Source organism: Acetobacterium sp. KB-1 (genome assembly GCF_003260995.1).
GTDB classification, from domain to species: domain Bacteria; phylum Bacillota; class Clostridia; order Eubacteriales; family Eubacteriaceae; genus Acetobacterium; species Acetobacterium carbinolicum.
On record NZ_CP030040.1, the window covers coordinates 2,402,140 to 2,417,872 of the forward strand.

The window sequence follows — 15,733 nt, forward strand, 5'->3', positions numbered from 1 at the left end:
ACAATCTATACAGATTTACTGAAAACTTTTTTATAAGCCTCAATACATTCTCCAAAAGCTGCGACAACCTCATCTGAAAGGCCGTCCTTCCCTTTAACCTTGATCATAATTTCAGGGTAATTCTTTTGAGCATATTTCATTAGACCTTTTTCAAATTCACGGATATTTTTTACTTCAACGTCGAGCAGGAAGCCGTTCGTTGCCGCAAAAAGAATCAATACCTGTTCTTCAACTTTCATCGGGTCATATTGATCCTGTTTCAGGATTTCAACGATCCGTTCGCCTTTAGCCAACTGGGCTTTGGTCGCATCGTCAAGATCTGATCCAAACTGGGCAAAAGATGCCAACTCCCGATACTGAGCATACTCAATACGAAGCGGTCCGGCAACCTTTTTCATGGCTTTAATCTGCGCGGATCCCCCAACTCGGGATACCGAGATACCAGGGTTAACTGCTGGACGTATACCAGAACGGAAAAGTTCACCTTCAAGGAAGATCTGACCATCTGTAATCGAGATTACATTTGTTGGGATATAGGCCGAAACGTCACCTGCCTGGGTTTCAATGATTGGCAGCGCAGTAATGGATCCACCTGCTTTAAGCTTAGCCGCACGTTCAAGAAGTCGTGAATGCAAATAGAAAACATCCCCTGGATAAGCTTCACGACCTGGCGGACGACGAAGGATCAAGGACATGGCTCGATAAGCCACCGCATGTTTTGATAAATCATCATAAATAATCAGCACATCTTTTTGTTGTTCATTCATGAAATATTCAGCCATGGTAACTCCAGCGTATGGTGCTAAATATTGCAGTGGTGCCAATTGGGCAGCCCCAGCTGAAAGAATAATGGTATAGTCCATAGCATTATTTTCTTCCAATTGTCCAACGATCTGGGCAACGGTTGATTCTTTTTGGCCAATGGCGACATAAATACAGATAACATCTTCACCTTTTTGGTTAATGATGGTATCAATTGCTAATGCTGTTTTCCCGGTTTGTCTGTCACCAATGATCAACTCACGTTGTCCACGTCCGATGGGGATCATCGAATCAATCGCTTTATACCCGGTTTGAATCGGCTGATTAACTGATTCACGTTCAATAACACCCGGTGCTTTAACTTCAACGGGACGACGGAAATCTGTGTTAATCGGGCCTTTCCCATCAATTGGAAAACCCAACGCATTAACAACTCGGCCAATCATGGCGTCGCCGACTGGTACTTCCACAATACGACCGGTACACCGAACGATATCACCTTCAACGATGTCATCATCATAACCAAGAAGAACACAACCAACATTGTCTTCTTCAAGATTGAGTACCATCCCGTAAACCTCGTTAGGGAAAGCTAAAAGCTCGCCTGCCATAGCATTTTCAAGACCATGAACACGGGCAACCCCGTCTCCAACTTGAATGACCGTACCGACATCGACGACTTCAAGCTTATCTTCATAACGCTCAATTTCATTTTTAATAATTTGACTTATTTCCTCTGGTCGGAGATTCAACTTTACTCACCTCTTTTTATTGTAGTCTTAAACTATTCATTTGTGTTTTCATTTGATCTAACTGATTTCTGATACTCCCGTCAATAACCTGGCCCCCAACATAAACCACAGCGCCGCCTAAAATTGATGCATCAATGACATTTTCTAGAATCACTTTTTTACTAAAGCGCTTTGCCAGATTTTCTTCTAGCGCAATCCGAAGGGCTTCGTCCAGGGGTACAACAGTCAATACCCGGGCTTCAACTAAACCTCTATGCTCGTTACACTGAGCTTTAAAGTCATCATAAATTTCAAAAATATTTTCAAATCGACCTTTGTCCACAAGAATCTTCAAGTAATTCTTAACATACTGACTAGAAACAGTTTCGAACACGCGCAGTAAAATCCCTTTTTTTTCATCGCTATTCAATGATGGTGTTAAGATGAGATTCAGCAGATTCTTTTCTGATCGAACCAAATCAACAACACCGGTAAAATCTGCAAGTATTTCTTCAATCTGATTGTGCTCATCAGCCACCAGAAATAGAGCATGGGCATATTTTCTTGCAACTAAACTCATTTAGCTTCCCCTACCTTATCGATAAAGTCCAAAATCATTTTTTCGTGTTGTTTTTGATCCATGGATTCGTGAATTATTTTTTCCGCCGCAAAGAGCGAAAGGTCGACAATGTTAGATTTTACTTCGTTCATTGCCTTGCGTTTTTCGAGTTCAATTTCCTGCATCGCTTTTTCGATGACTAATTTCGCATCCTCATGCGCTTTTTCGATGATCTCGTGTTTTTGAGCCTGCGCTTCCACATTTGCATCCCGGATAATTTCCCGCTCTTTCAAACGGATATCAGCCAGTAAACCTTCATATTCCTGCTTCAGCTTTGCAGCTTCAGCATTTTTTTCACTCGCTCCTGCGATTTCAGCAGAAATATCATCTTGTCTTTTGGCAAGAATATCTTTAACTTTTTCATAAAAGAAATGTTTCAAGATTAAAAAGAAAATAATAAAGTTTACGACCGTTGCCAATAAAACCATTAAGTCTATTCCAACTAAGCCAGCGTATTCAATCATAATGTTATATCCCCCTTTCTAAATTCATCTGCTTTGAAGTATTTCATTACAAAATCACCTATCTAAATAAAGGGATTAGCAAAGAGTAAGATCAGTGCCACGATCAAACCGTAGATCCCTGTTGTTTCAGCAACTGCTGCCCCTAAAAGCATGGTTCTAACGATATCACTTTGTGCTTCTGGCTGACGGCCAACTGCTTCGGCGCCTTTACCGGCTGCAAATCCCTGACCAATCCCAGGTCCTACCCCGGCGATCATTGCGATACCAGCTCCAACAGCTGAAAATGCTTTAATTAAATCGATACCTTCCATTTGTATACGTTCCTCCTTTTATCAATTGATAATTTTATTTTTTTTGTGTGTATTAAATAAATGGGTTTGCAAATAATAAGATTAACGCCACAATCAACCCATAAATACCGGTAGTCTCAGCGACCGCTGCTCCTAAAAGCATGGTTCTGACAATGTCACTTTGAGCTTCCGGCTGACGGCCAACGGCTTCAGCACCTTTACCGGCTGCAAATCCCTGACCAATCCCAGGTCCTACCCCGGCGATCATGGCGATGCCAGCTCCAACAGCCGAAAACGCTTTAATTAAATCGATACCTTCCATAATTATGTTTTCCTCCTTTTAAGTTAACACACAAAACCGATCTTCTATAAGAACGGATTTGCATACATTAAAATTAACGCCACAATCAATGCGTAAATACCAGTTGTTTGAGCAACCGCCTGTCCTAACAGCATAACCCTTAGAATCGAACTCTTCATTTCCGGTCGATTTCCAACCGCTTCGGCACCTTTTCCCGCTGCAAAACCTTGACCGGTTCCCGGTCCAATCCCTGCGACCATCGCAATTCCGCTGGCCATGGCTGAAGCAGCCAAAACCCACATACTGCCGGTAGCATTAATAAATGGATTTGCAAATAACAGAATCAATGCGATTACTAATGAAAAAATACCGGATGTTTCTGCAACCGCTGATCCTAAAAGCATGATCATTGTGATATCGTTGGACTTGGTCGGATTTTTTCCAACCGCTTCGGCACCTTTTCCAGCTGCAAACCCTTGCCCGATCCCTGGACCAACTCCAGCAACCATGGCAATGCCGATACCAAGCGCGGAGAAGCTTTTAATAACATCGATAGGTTCAAACTGACTCAAAAACTGTATTACGAACTCTACGATATTCATATCACCAATCATAATTATCCCCCTCCTTTCTCATCAATCCATCGCCATTGAAATAAATACCATGGTTAACATTGTAAAGATAAAACTTTGCAATAATCCAGAGAAAATATCAAAATAAAAATGGAACGGAATCGGAATCACTGCTGCGAAAAACATAAATCCCGTTAACGCCGTGTAAAGCAACGACATGATGATTAAACCACCTAACATGTTTCCGAAAAGACGGAACGATAATGAAACCGGGTTTGCCAATTCTCCGATGATATTAATCGGTAGTAAGAATGGCATTGGCTCAAGGTATCCCTTGAGGTACCCACCCAGGCCTTTTGATTTTAGACCAAAGAACTGGGTCATAAAAAATGTCATCAAAGCCAGGCCAACGGTACAGTTTAAATCGGCTGTCGGAGATCTCAGACCATAGATTCCAGACGTGTTCGAAAACGCGAGAAACATGATTAGCGCCAGCATGTATGGTGCAAATCCCATTTTATCTTTTCCCATCGTTTGTCCGACCAAATTGTCCATAGCCGTGACAATGGTTTCAGCAATGACTTGGGCTTTACCTGGACGTTTTTGCATATTTTTTGTTAAAATAGCACATACCACCAGAATCATCGCCATGATTATCCAGGTGTTCACAAGCGTCTGCGTAATTGGGAGTCCAAAGAGCTCCCCGTAAATTTTTGGGCCTTCCATTGTTTTTTCACCTCATTGTCCAGGCGCTTTAGTTTGTTAAACCGCCTATTGTGTTTTTGGATTTTTTACGCCTTATTAATCAAGACGTTTTTTTTTGATGCTTTTGATACTGTTGTATTGATTAAAACTGAAATCTTCACGGCAACTAAACCAAGGATCACACCGACGATGTTTACCCAGGGATTAATAATTGCCACATATATAACAACACCGGTTAATAGGTATCTCAAAAAATATCTGGTCTGAACATATTTTTGAGCCCTCGCCGATGGCATTTTCATTGCCTTGTCAAAAGTTAATTGCATTAATCTGAAATTGAGGATGCTGTAAGCGCCCCCAAAGAGAACCCCTAACACAAAGAAAAGTGGCTCTTTCGCCAAAAAACCAAATAGCATTAATCCCAGGCAGACGAATCCGCCATCAACCATTATTTTTGTTTCTAAAGATAGGTTCTTAAAAATCTTTATCGTTTTCATCATTTTCCCTTTTTACCTGATCCCGGTATTCTTGAGCACGTTTTTTATCCTGTTCTTTTTCTTCCTCTGTTTTGTTCTCGGCGTCTCTTTTTAGCGCCTTTTCACTCATTCGCAGGGGAATCACATACAAGTTTCTCAGACCGGCCATAACACCCACCACCGCTAAAATAATTACCAGCAGATTGCCCGTATGAAAATAGAAATCAAGAACCTTGCCAATCACAATCATCATCCCCACCGGGACAAGCACTGAGATCCCAATCTGAGAAATCATGGCCAGGTATTTATAAGGCTTTTCCTTTCCTCTTTTCATCACCACTCCAATATATAAGTATTTTTTTGTCGTGAATCTGTCTTTTTTAGTGAATTAGTTTGTTAATAAATCTACAATTCCATTAAAAAGACTAATATTTATCTTTTTTCGTGAAATCTTTTACATATAGTATCACAATTTGATAGACGTGTATATACAGCAATCCGCTTTTTTTGTTATTTTGAATATTTTTTTTCGATCGCGGTAATCCCATCAATACGACGTTGATGACGGCCTCCGGCAAACGCCGTTTCCAACCAGATCTTAACGATCCGCATGGCCAGGCCCTCTCCTAAAACCCGGGCGCCCAACACCAATACATTAGCATTATTGTGTTCTCTTGACATTTCTGCCATAAACTCATTGGTACATAATGCTGCCCGTATTCCCGGCACCTTGTTAACCGCCATGGAAATACCTAAGCCGGTTCCACAGATCGCGATTCCCCGTTCACAGTCACCAAAGCTGACCGCTTCGCCAACTCGTTCCCCATAAATGGGATAGTCACATGAATCAACGGTATCCGTTCCAAAATCGACGACCTCATGACCCTGCTCAATTAAAAACGGTTTAATGGTTTCTTTTAAACCCAAGCCGCCATGATCCGAACCTATTGCAATTTTCATAATACTTCCTTCCTGTTATATAAAGGTATAGCCAGCCGCTTTATACAGCCGATTAATTAAGGCCAATGTTTCATTATCCAGCGGAATATCCTCTGCATAGATCTTTTCAACCCCAAGCTCATCAAAGGTCCGGAGCCGGGAAAAAAGATTTTTTGACATCTCCCTGGGATCATTTCGGCTTCCCAGCGAAATAATCAGGCCCTCCCGATAACACCCCATCGTTTCATCGCTGGCCAATACCCCAATCGTCATGGGATTTCCCTTGTAGTGAGAAAGTGCCCTGGTGATTTTCTCGCAAATCTCTTCTGACGTTCCCTTAACAACGACCAGATCCCCCTTGGGCGAATAGTGGGTGTATTTCATCCCGGGTGACGCGATCTTTTCCGGCACTACATTTTGGGTCACATTGGTGGAAACTGCGACCTGGCCTAAAACCTCTCGGAGTTCTGCCAGGGTAACATCCCCGGGCCTTAGTACCATCGGCGGTTCGACGGTCATATCGATAACCGTCGATTCCAAACCCAGTTCGGTATCGGACGATAAAATAATACCGTCAACCCGCCCATCCAGGTCCTCAAGCACATGTTTTCCCTGCGTCGGACTGGGGCGGCCGGATCGATTGGCGCTGGGGGCGGCAATCGGGCAACCAGCCATTTTGATAAATGCCTGGGCAATGGGGTGATCCGGAAATCTTACCCCAACCGTATTTAAGCCTCCCGTCACCACAGCGGGAATTGTAACTGCCTTTTCCATGACGATGGTTAGTGGACCGGGCCAAAAAGCCTTCATCAATCGTTCCGCCTTTTCAGGAATCGCGGCAACCAACGGCCCCACTGCATCCAGACTGGCGATGTGAACAATCAGCGGATTATCGTCCGGCCGGCCCTTGGCTTCAAATATTTTTTTGATGGCCAGGGGATTGAAGGCATCTCCCCCCAATCCGTAAACCGTTTCCGTCGGAAAAACAACTGTTCCGCCAGCCTTAATAAAAGCGGCGGCTGTTTCTAAATCACTTAACGCCGCATCATTAATGTTTTCGATCGTTATTATTTTGCTTTTCATGATTTGTTCCTATTATTCTTAATCCGTTTTAACACCGGTTTTTCATTCGGCGTCACTCAACAATTGTTGTTTTAAGGTCCAAAGATTTTGGGATAAATCGACATGATAACCGTGGGGATTCACCATCCGCTTAAATGCCGGCCACAAACTTTCCTTTTCATCTTTTAAGTGCTGCCCAATTTCTGAGATCGTCGGGGATTGATACACACATCTTCCATCAATAAATACCGGCACCAACAATTCCCGAATATAATAGTCGGTGATCATTCGTTTTTTCCAGGTATGAACCGGATGAAAAATAGTCAATGGTTCCGCTTCATTAATGGTTTCATCCGCCAGTGTAATTAAATCCGCCAGGGCCATCCCGTTACTTTTTCCATAAATACGGAAAACTTTCTTATATCCGGGGTTGGTGATCTTTTCCGGATCATTAGAAACTTTTAACTTTGCTTTGCCGGAAATCACCGCCAATTTATAAACGCCACCCAAAGCAGGGCAATCATAGGCGGTAATCAACTTAGTGCCGACACCCCAGGAATTAATTTTTGCGCCCTGACTTTTTAAATCTTTGATCAGATGTTCATCCAGATCTGACGATGCCACAATTCCGGCATCTTTAAGGCCCGCATCATCCAGCATTTTTCTGGCTTCAATGCTAAAATAAGCCAAATCGCCGGAATCAATTCGAATCCCATATCGTCCGGTAATCCCGCCCGTAGCCAGCGCTTTTTTAAACACCTTAATGGCATTGGGGACGCCTTTTTCCAGAGTATTATAGGTATCGACTAAAAGGATGGCATTGTCTGGATTGTACTTAACATATTTCTCAAAGGCTTCCAGTTCGGTATCATAGCTTAAAATAAAACTATGACTCATGGTTCCCATTGCCGGGCGATTAAGCATCGCTTCAGTTTCCACCACACTGGTTCCGGTACAGCCACCGATGACAGCGGCTCGAGCGCCATAATAACCGGCTTCTGTTCCGTGGGCCCGGCGCAAACCAAACTCCATGACGACATCCCCACGGGCTTCTTCTATAATCCGGGATGCCTTGGTGGCGATGAGGGTTTGATGATTGATAATACTGAGAATCGTGGTTTCCACAATCTGGGCCTGAATCAGCGGCGCCTTGACCCGAATAATCGGTTCCATCGGAAATACAATACTGCCTTCCGGAATGGCAAATATTTCTCCTTCGAATTTAAAATTCTCCAGATAGGTTAAAAAAATGGGTGAAAATTCAGGATGATTCTTTTTTAGTAATACCGTATCTTCCCGTGTAAACCGGATCCCATTGATATACTCAACAACCTGTTCCAACCCGGCAACAACTGTATAACCACCCTGAAACGGGTTATTTCTAATAAAAACATCAAAAACGGCTTCTTCATTTTCCTTACCATCTTGAACGTATACATTTCCCATGGTAAATTGGTATAAATCCGTTGCAAGCTGAAGCTTTCGGTCAAATTGCATACTAAATTCTCCTTCTTTTCACATTGCATATTATTCTACCACTTTATTAGAGTAAAATACAAACTTTTTCAATATAAATATTTGCATGTTGTTCCCGATTTTTCCCGTTTTTATCCATTTTTCGACTGAATTCGTTTGCTAATAATCGCCTTGTTAATAAATATACAATCGCGATAACAAATTCTTGCTGTGAATTGTGGCAAAAAAAAGAAATGCTCTCGCATTTCATATTTTTTTACGATTAATTTTGCTAATCAACTACAGCTATCGCAATCACCTGAGCAGTCACTGTCATCACAGTCACTTTTTTTGACTTCATCAGAAAACCCGAATAAAACTGTTTGGCCCCGTTTTTCCCGCTCTGCATAAATTTCTAAATCACTCCAGGGAAGTCCCGCCCATTTTGCTAAAGCCAAATCTGTTGGATATTTTCCCAACATCTCAATTTTGCCCGCCACAATCGTAATTGGCAGACAGTCAATGCCTTTCGTGGCAATAGCTTCCTTTACCACAAAGCTATCCATAAATGCCGGCATATCGTCGATGACGTTATATCGCGACACCGAAACACCGCGTTCTCGTAAATCCTTTACCATTCGCTCAATTCGAATCAAATCTGCTTCAATCATCGGGTCGCAAACGCCACTGGCGCAGCCCGCTGGTTCGTATATTTCTACTTTTTTCATTATTGCCTCCTACGATTATTTTTTATTTAAGGTTGATTTACCCGAACCATTTACTCCGAGAAAAACCGCCATATTAAGGATGTTTTTAATTTCAACATCTCGCAGTATTTTGTAATTTTTTTATTTTTATGGATTCGATTTTCATTTAGTCAGCCTCACTGTAATCACTTCTCTATTTTGTACATCTTTATTATAGCAGATGTCCCGGGCTTCATCAATTTTTTTAACTAATCGCCGAATCCGATCGGCGCGAGGTACTGAGGTTGTTAATGATGATGATTATACGTTAATTAATTAGTGAGAGGCCGGTACGCACACGACATTATTCAACCACTTGCCATTTGGCCGCATCGTTAAGTTCTTCTTTGAAAGATGTCCACGTCATATGATTAAGACTTGTCATGCTGAAGCTTTCACGACTATCATTGAAAGGATGTTTGACAATATATTCATACCATTTGCCGTTTTCATGATTGAAAACCAGATTCGTTGCCCATAAATTCGTCCCCGTGGTATCTTTAGCCGGATTGGAATAGATTATGGATTCTTTCCAATTATTTCCAAAAAAGTAGGCCTGTACCCGTAAATCTGAAGAACTCTTTTGATACGTGGTTTTACTCAATACCGTCTGAGGCATTAATTCCCACTCCCCACCATTTTCTTTTAGTATTTTTGCCCGAAACGTATCATTTGAAAAATTGCTATTCGTGATCCCCAAATATTTTCGTATTTCTTCGTCTGACATGTCTTTAATCTTATCTAAAAGCACTAGCGTGTCAAGATAAAGTCTGCCATCAGCAACCGTTGTGTGTTCTGAGCAGTACATTACCCCCACAGCGTGATCCTCGTTTTCATAGTAGGAATACCCATAACAAACACCGCCTCTGGGGCACAGATGAGCTTCGTCGCCATAATTTTCTTCTGTAAAAGCATTAATATTCAAGCCTGGCGTAATCCGGGATTGGGTTTCAAAGAGCCGAACAATATCCTTGCGCTGGGTGTCGCACAAAGACTCCTGTGAATGACTGACAAAGCCCAGCATCGTCGGAATAGCAAAGGCTGCCAGAACAGCTAAAATAACCAGAACGACGATGATTTCGGTCAAGGTAAAGCCTTTTTTATTATTCATCACACACCTCATTGTTTCGCATCGCTTTGACTATTTATTATTAACAGGCATCTCAATATTGAAGTAAACTTTTAGTTAACCAGCGTAATCACAAGATAACCTTTCTTATCGATACCATTAAGTTGGGTGTTTAGGATAGCGCCTTTGATATTGTTCATTACAATACCACCCTTTAAAACAGACATCTCATGTTTCGGTACGATTTCGTAATTCATGGTATTACCATTGCTAACACTGAAGCTAATCTCCGTGATCTGATCAGTTTTATATTCATCTCCATTAATCACTTCAACACATTCGCCTTTTTCATTAAAACCAATACCGTAAAAAGCCCCTACACCCGGCTTGCTTGTCTCTATCTTAATATCAGTTGCTGTGGCTATAGCATTCTGCAATTCGGTTTCTATATTCGTAATACTCTTTTGTTTATAAGAAATATCACCACCACGAGTATAAATCTTTTGTGACATGAGGAAAACAGAAATTACCGCCACCATCAGAATCCCGGTGATGAGCAGTCCTGCTATTACTTCAATCAGCGTGAAACCTTTTTTTGATCTGAAGCGATCTATTTTTTTCATACTGTGACACCGCCCTTTTTAGTATAGGCTTTTAGATCCACATATGATTCATCATTATTATAATAAATCCGAACTTGAATCGTATAGACAGGATAGTCTACAGGATTTTCATTGACCATTTTTCGGACTTTATCCTCTTCGACAATATATTGCTTTCGAGAATCTTTTCCGGACGGAGGGTTTAATATTGTTTTAGGGTCTGCAAAACTAGCCATTTTTATTGCATCCCCCGTTGATAAACTAGACGGATCTTTATTCTCTGACAATTGGGTCATAATTGAATCAATCAAATCCTGAGCCTGAGCCGATTCATTGTTTTTCGAATCGCTGAATACCACCATCTTCTGCCCATATAAAAGGGCACCAAGAATAGTGATCAGAATGATGGCAATAATAGCTGTGGTAGCCACCGTTTCTATCAGGGTAACACCAGTCTGGTTTCTAACTATCCTTTTCATGATGTCCTCCTTAATAATACTTTTCCGTTGCTGGATAAAGAATGACCGCTCCTTCTGTTACTGATACGGAACTTCCACCGGTACCGCCTCCGGTTCCCGAACCACTTCCAGAGCCACCACCTGAGCCACTGCCTCCAGAGCCAGGTGATGGATCGGACCAACTCGGTGATACGTAAGCAGTTGGTATCAAATCATAAAGCCACCGATAAGGTTCCACGACCCCGACTCTTGGAAAGTCTCCACTGATGCCACTATACTTGCCCGCTGCAATAGGTTTTGACCAATTAGTGATCGTCTGCTTCAGATACAAGTTTGTATTCACCTGACCACTTTTTCCCAGATAGACAAAACCACGATAGTCATCTGTATTGAAACGTCGAATATTTATTGAGTCGGCATCCAGATAGATATTATTTGATTCAATACGAAGCTTGTAGCTATTCCAATTTCCATCCAGATCAAATATCCCACCATTAAATACGACATTATCCGCATCCTTGATTATAACATCACCATTAAACTGTTTATAGGTGTTTTTAAATCGAACAAAATTTGAAGAGATCAAAGCCGTACAATTTTGATCTAACTCTAAACCATCAAATATGCAATAAGCTAAATTTGTCATATTTAGTTTTAAACTATGGGTTGAAATTGAAGGTGGTTTAACATAACCACAGATCATGACATTGTTATTTTTGCCCTGTGCACCGGTCACTGTCAATTCTGTTGCGTTTTCTAAATTCATATCCCCGGTTTCCAGGTAGTTAATATTCTCAAACTCTAGCTTTGCACCTGAACTCTGCGTCGTTATATTGCCTATCATAATCTGGCTATTAGCTGCTCCTGCCAGGTGGACTCCCGATCCACTTCCCACGTTTATGTCACCCGACTGAAAATACTCTAGATTATTGCAGTTAAACAAAGAATTACTGGCAAGAATCTGTATGTTTTTATCAATCCAGATGTTCTCACAATTAGTTTCAATTGTTGTTCCACTTGCCATCTTAACAGTTCCTGCGATTACAATATTATCCGCATGGATAATTAGTTGCGAATTTGCTGACTCCAGTTCTAGATCACCCTTGATAAAGAGCGTTTTACACCTTATCTCCAAGACACTTTTGTCGCCAATTTTTAGATCTTTTTCAAAAACCACCTTATCCGCATTATACTGATTTAAACCTTTGTTTTTTTGATAATAGTCTTGTTTAAATCTCATCTCACCACTAGCCGTAATGTTGAAATGCGAAACTGAACTATCACTATCCGTAAATTTAGTCGGAAATTTTTCTGAAATAAGAATGTTTTTCCCAAACATATTAAGGGTTCTTCCATTGACCCATTCAAATTTTTTTTCAATTTCTAAATCTTTAGCCGGGTAACTAATATTTAATTCTAATTTTCCGTTTTCGTCAATATCTTCCTTATCATTTCCGTGACCTTGAACATTGGCCTTTAATTTATCATTTCCAGTTGCATTAATCTGAACCTTTGCATAATTTCCAATAACAGGGGTATCAATCGGCTTTTCCGGTTCTGAGCCTCCCGGATTTTGCGTTTCAGTCTTAGAAGCCGGATCATAGGAAAAAGAAATTGTGTAATCAAGCTTACGTCTTAAATTTTCTGTCTCAACCATGAATTTAAACAGATTGCCTGTTTCCTCGACCTGTAATTCACCGACCTTTTCTCCTGCACTAGTGTTTTCCGAAAGCGTTTCGGATACATTTTTTTTATCTCCATGAATTGAAGATGAAGCCTTAAGTCGATTAAAAGCAATTTCTCTCCGTGCTTCCAGAGCATCAATGTCATTTCTTAGACGAAGCACTTCGGTAGAGTTTTCTGATTCAACTGCCGTTTTATAGTCCTGATATTTCTGATAAAGTTCTACGTTGATTGCATTAAGGTTTTTGATCCGGCTGTCGATCTCAATCTTCCCATACTCAATCACCGACTTGGCGTCAATATAGGCCTGCCGGCTCTCAACCGTTTCCTGAGTAAAAGTAAAATCACTGTTAGCGACCGCAAGCAGGGAGGCGACCATGATCATGATAATCATACCGATAATTAGAACAAACGCCAGGGAACTGCCTTGTTGATTCTTTAGTTTTTCTATTATTCTAATACCCACGATCACCCTCCACCCAATTCTATGGTTCATATTTCGAAATGCCTTATCTTACTGAATTTTCTACTGATTACCTATCTTGTACAATACGCTCTTCTTTTGTAATGCTTATTTTTCAACCATATAAACCGTAAATGTCACATTAATGCTAATATTCCCGCCGTTTAATTGAGCGGTGGTGTTTGTGGTAGACGTTGTTCCTGCCGTTGTCGCTGCTGCTTCCGGGGCAATTGCAAAGGTCGATACAATCATATCCGGTCGGGCTGCCACCGCATCCAGTAAGCGATAAAAGTTTGTTTGTGTTCCGGTGAGTTCCATATTCACCACCCCAGCCCAGGTTTCTGGCCCTTCTCCGCTTATTGCTGCATCAGCACTTTCAGTGGTTGTGTCCGTGGTTGCATCAGTACTTGCCGTCGTATCTAGTGTTGTATCTTCGGTCCCCACTGATGCCGACGGCTGTTCATCCGATGTGTAGGCCGTAAATGTCGCCACCCGAGCCAACTCATTACTTTCAATCGCCAACACCTTGGGAGATAGACTGTAATCCAGACTCAACTGGGTTAGTAGCATATCCAACCCTTCATTGGTCAGCTTCGGTTGGAAAGGCGCTTTTAAAGTGACCAGACTGGCCGTGGCATCATCCCGGGTTTGCATCGTGGACGGAATGGCATCAATTGCCATTTCCATCGATTCTTTTGTGAACTGGGCCTCAGAAACCTGGTCGTTAACCACCTGAAAACTGCTAAAACTTGGCAAAATTACAAAATAGATACCGAAAAATCCAATCAGAAAACAACCTAAAGTATAAATTAGCAATTTTTCTCTTTTGGTCAGTTTTTTCATTGGCTATTACCTGCTTTCAGATAGGCAACGGCGGCAAATCCGTATCCCTTGGTTGTTGACGTCGTTGTTGTCGTGGTGCTTGTTTGTGTCGAGATCTCAGCATAACCGGTGTATTCCACCTGGGTAAAGTACCCGGTGCTTTTTAACCGTTCAATATAGCGTGCCGCTTCCTTTTCGTTGTCGGCGATCGCAATAATCTGGAGCGCTCCAGTGGTTCCATCATAATCCAGAGAATTAAGATCGATCACATTATTCCCCTGTGTCGCAATGCTGTTCATCATCACCGATACTAAATCAGGATTGCTGCTAATCGCGGCATTAATGGCTTCAATTCGTGAAACTTCTGTCTGTAATCCACTGACCTCATCGGTTAATGCTTTGGCCTGCAAATATTCGGCCTGGTTGTTGGTATCACTGATATAAGCATTTATTTCTTCCAGCTCTTTCTGAGCACGGTATTTAAGTCCAAAAAAGACCCCAAAAACAATTAAGCAGATCAGGATCATAGCAGCAGGAAGAATTAACGCCTTATATTCAAAAGGCAGTTCTTTTTTAACCACACTGCTCTTTTTAAAGGCGATAAAAAGATTGATCGGTTTTGTTCCGGCAAAAAAACCGGCAATGGGATAAATAAAGCGCCCAAAATCGAAGGACTCATCCATCACAAAGCCATTTTTTATATTGGGGGTCTGAGGTATATTAAAAAGATTGAGATCCGGATCAAAATTAAGTGCCCGAAGGCCGCTTAGTTCATACTCATCCAACCCGGCATAAAGGCTCATATTCAGGGTATGTTCGGATTTCTGTGATTTGTTAAACTGGATCAGCGATGACAGCTTGCCAAAGAGTTCATCGGCAAAAGCATCAGTCCCTCGTTCAGCAAGCAACCGGGAGCGATTGGAAAAAATATAAATGCCGTTTTCAAATAACAGCGATACCAGGTTTTTCCCATCCAGAATATTAAGCGCAAAGGTCATGCCCTTGTAGTCTTTGGTTGCCGATACATATTGAATCAGCGTGTTAAGCCCCACATCGATGCTCTTGATCTGAATTTTCAAACTGGCAAACAAGGTAATGTAAGACTCCAACACCCGTTTTTCAACGCCGCAACCAAAGATATTATTACCGGTCACTCCAGGTATGTGGGCATAATCCACCACCAGGTCATCATAGTTACCGGCCGAATCATCAAATTCAGCGGCAGCCAGGGCGGCTAGTTCTTTGGGTTTGAGTTTGGGAACCGCCACCGTTTTTGTGGCAATCAAACTGCTGTCGATGACCAGTTTCATATTTTTAAACAGTTTGGGATTCTCTTTTCGTGCTGCAACAATCGACTCTCTTACCGCTTCTTCATTGGTAATGACGCCATTGATCAGCGCTCCGGTCTCCACCGGCAATAGTATAAAATTAGATATGTTAAGACGTCCACCCTTAATGGTCCCCTGGAGGACTTGGATACCATCATTTGAAAAATAGACAACTGTCTGCATATA

General features: G+C 41.7%; 19 protein-coding genes. All 19 read right to left on the minus strand.

What is annotated here, in order from left to right:
- Positions 1-5: 5 nt before the first annotated feature.
- The 19 genes from atpA to DOZ58_RS11220 all read right to left on the minus strand — a co-directional run bounded on the left by atpA (position 6) and on the right by DOZ58_RS11220 (position 15,730).
- Positions 6-1,514, minus strand: coding sequence for a F0F1 ATP synthase subunit alpha (atpA, locus tag DOZ58_RS11130; RefSeq protein WP_111888348.1), 1,509 nt, complete (start codon positions 1,512-1,514; stop codon positions 6-8).
- 16 nt (positions 1,515-1,530) lie between these two features.
- On the minus strand, positions 1,531-2,073 hold the full coding sequence (locus DOZ58_RS11135; protein ID WP_111888349.1) for a F0F1 ATP synthase subunit delta: 543 nt from the start codon (positions 2,071-2,073) through the stop codon (positions 1,531-1,533).
- Positions 2,070-2,576, minus strand: a complete 507-nt coding sequence (locus tag DOZ58_RS11140; protein ID WP_111888350.1) for a F0F1 ATP synthase subunit B — start codon at positions 2,574-2,576, stop codon at positions 2,070-2,072. The genes DOZ58_RS11135 and DOZ58_RS11140 overlap by 4 nt, the downstream gene beginning before the upstream one ends.
- A gap of 62 nt (positions 2,577-2,638) precedes the next feature.
- On the minus strand, positions 2,639-2,887 hold the full coding sequence (gene atpE, locus DOZ58_RS11145) for an ATP synthase F0 subunit C (RefSeq protein WP_111888351.1): 249 nt from the start codon (positions 2,885-2,887) through the stop codon (positions 2,639-2,641).
- A 52-nt stretch (positions 2,888-2,939) separates the two neighbouring features.
- Complete coding sequence (gene atpE / locus DOZ58_RS11150) at positions 2,940-3,188, minus strand: ATP synthase F0 subunit C (protein WP_111888351.1); 249 nt, start codon at positions 3,186-3,188, stop codon at positions 2,940-2,942.
- Positions 3,189-3,232: 44 nt separating this feature from the next.
- Complete coding sequence (gene atpE / locus DOZ58_RS11155) at positions 3,233-3,781, minus strand: ATP synthase F0 subunit C (protein ID WP_111888352.1); 549 nt, start codon at positions 3,779-3,781, stop codon at positions 3,233-3,235.
- A gap of 21 nt (positions 3,782-3,802) precedes the next feature.
- Positions 3,803-4,465: a F0F1 ATP synthase subunit A gene (gene atpB, locus DOZ58_RS11160; protein WP_111888353.1), complete on the minus strand. Its 663-nt coding sequence runs from the start codon at positions 4,463-4,465 to the stop codon at positions 3,803-3,805.
- A gap of 65 nt (positions 4,466-4,530) precedes the next feature.
- Positions 4,531-4,944: an ATP synthase subunit I gene (locus DOZ58_RS11165; protein WP_111888354.1), complete on the minus strand. Its 414-nt coding sequence runs from the start codon at positions 4,942-4,944 to the stop codon at positions 4,531-4,533.
- Entirely contained in the window at positions 4,919-5,254 is a 336-nt protein-coding gene (locus DOZ58_RS11170) for an AtpZ/AtpI family protein (protein ID WP_111888355.1), read from the minus strand. The genes DOZ58_RS11165 and DOZ58_RS11170 overlap by 26 nt, the downstream gene beginning before the upstream one ends.
- Before the next feature lie 176 nt (positions 5,255-5,430).
- A complete protein-coding gene (rpiB, locus tag DOZ58_RS11175; protein ID WP_111888356.1) occupies positions 5,431-5,880 on the minus strand; it encodes a ribose 5-phosphate isomerase B in 450 nt (149 codons plus the stop codon).
- A 15-nt stretch (positions 5,881-5,895) separates the two neighbouring features.
- Positions 5,896-6,942 (minus strand): L-threonylcarbamoyladenylate synthase, encoded by a 1,047-nt coding sequence (locus tag DOZ58_RS11180; protein WP_111888357.1) that lies wholly within the window; start codon positions 6,940-6,942, stop codon positions 5,896-5,898.
- 42 nt (positions 6,943-6,984) lie between these two features.
- Positions 6,985-8,418 (minus strand): nicotinate phosphoribosyltransferase, encoded by a 1,434-nt coding sequence (locus DOZ58_RS11185; protein WP_111888358.1) that lies wholly within the window; start codon positions 8,416-8,418, stop codon positions 6,985-6,987.
- Between the two features lie 254 nt (positions 8,419-8,672).
- Positions 8,673-9,104 carry an arsenic metallochaperone ArsD family protein gene (locus DOZ58_RS11190; protein ID WP_111888359.1) on the minus strand — a complete coding sequence of 144 codons (432 nt, stop codon included), beginning with the start codon at positions 9,102-9,104 and terminating at the stop codon, positions 8,673-8,675.
- 322 nt (positions 9,105-9,426) lie between these two features.
- On the minus strand, positions 9,427-10,233 hold the full coding sequence (locus DOZ58_RS11195) for a prepilin-type N-terminal cleavage/methylation domain-containing protein (protein ID WP_204355395.1): 807 nt from the start codon (positions 10,231-10,233) through the stop codon (positions 9,427-9,429).
- Between the two features lie 71 nt (positions 10,234-10,304).
- Complete coding sequence (locus tag DOZ58_RS11200; protein WP_111888361.1) at positions 10,305-10,814, minus strand: type II secretion system protein; 510 nt, start codon at positions 10,812-10,814, stop codon at positions 10,305-10,307.
- Positions 10,811-11,272 carry a hypothetical protein gene (locus tag DOZ58_RS11205; protein WP_111888362.1) on the minus strand — a complete coding sequence of 154 codons (462 nt, stop codon included), beginning with the start codon at positions 11,270-11,272 and terminating at the stop codon, positions 10,811-10,813. Before DOZ58_RS11205 ends, DOZ58_RS11200 begins: the two co-directional genes overlap by 4 nt.
- Before the next feature lie 10 nt (positions 11,273-11,282).
- On the minus strand, positions 11,283-13,220 hold the full coding sequence (locus DOZ58_RS18695; RefSeq protein ID WP_204355396.1) for a hypothetical protein: 1,938 nt from the start codon (positions 13,218-13,220) through the stop codon (positions 11,283-11,285).
- A 285-nt stretch (positions 13,221-13,505) separates the two neighbouring features.
- Positions 13,506-14,240 carry a hypothetical protein gene (locus tag DOZ58_RS11215; RefSeq protein ID WP_111888363.1) on the minus strand — a complete coding sequence of 245 codons (735 nt, stop codon included), beginning with the start codon at positions 14,238-14,240 and terminating at the stop codon, positions 13,506-13,508.
- Positions 14,237-15,730 carry a hypothetical protein gene (locus DOZ58_RS11220; RefSeq protein ID WP_111888364.1) on the minus strand — a complete coding sequence of 498 codons (1,494 nt, stop codon included), beginning with the start codon at positions 15,728-15,730 and terminating at the stop codon, positions 14,237-14,239. The genes DOZ58_RS11215 and DOZ58_RS11220 overlap by 4 nt, the downstream gene beginning before the upstream one ends.
- Between the last annotated feature and the right edge of the window lie 3 nt (positions 15,731-15,733).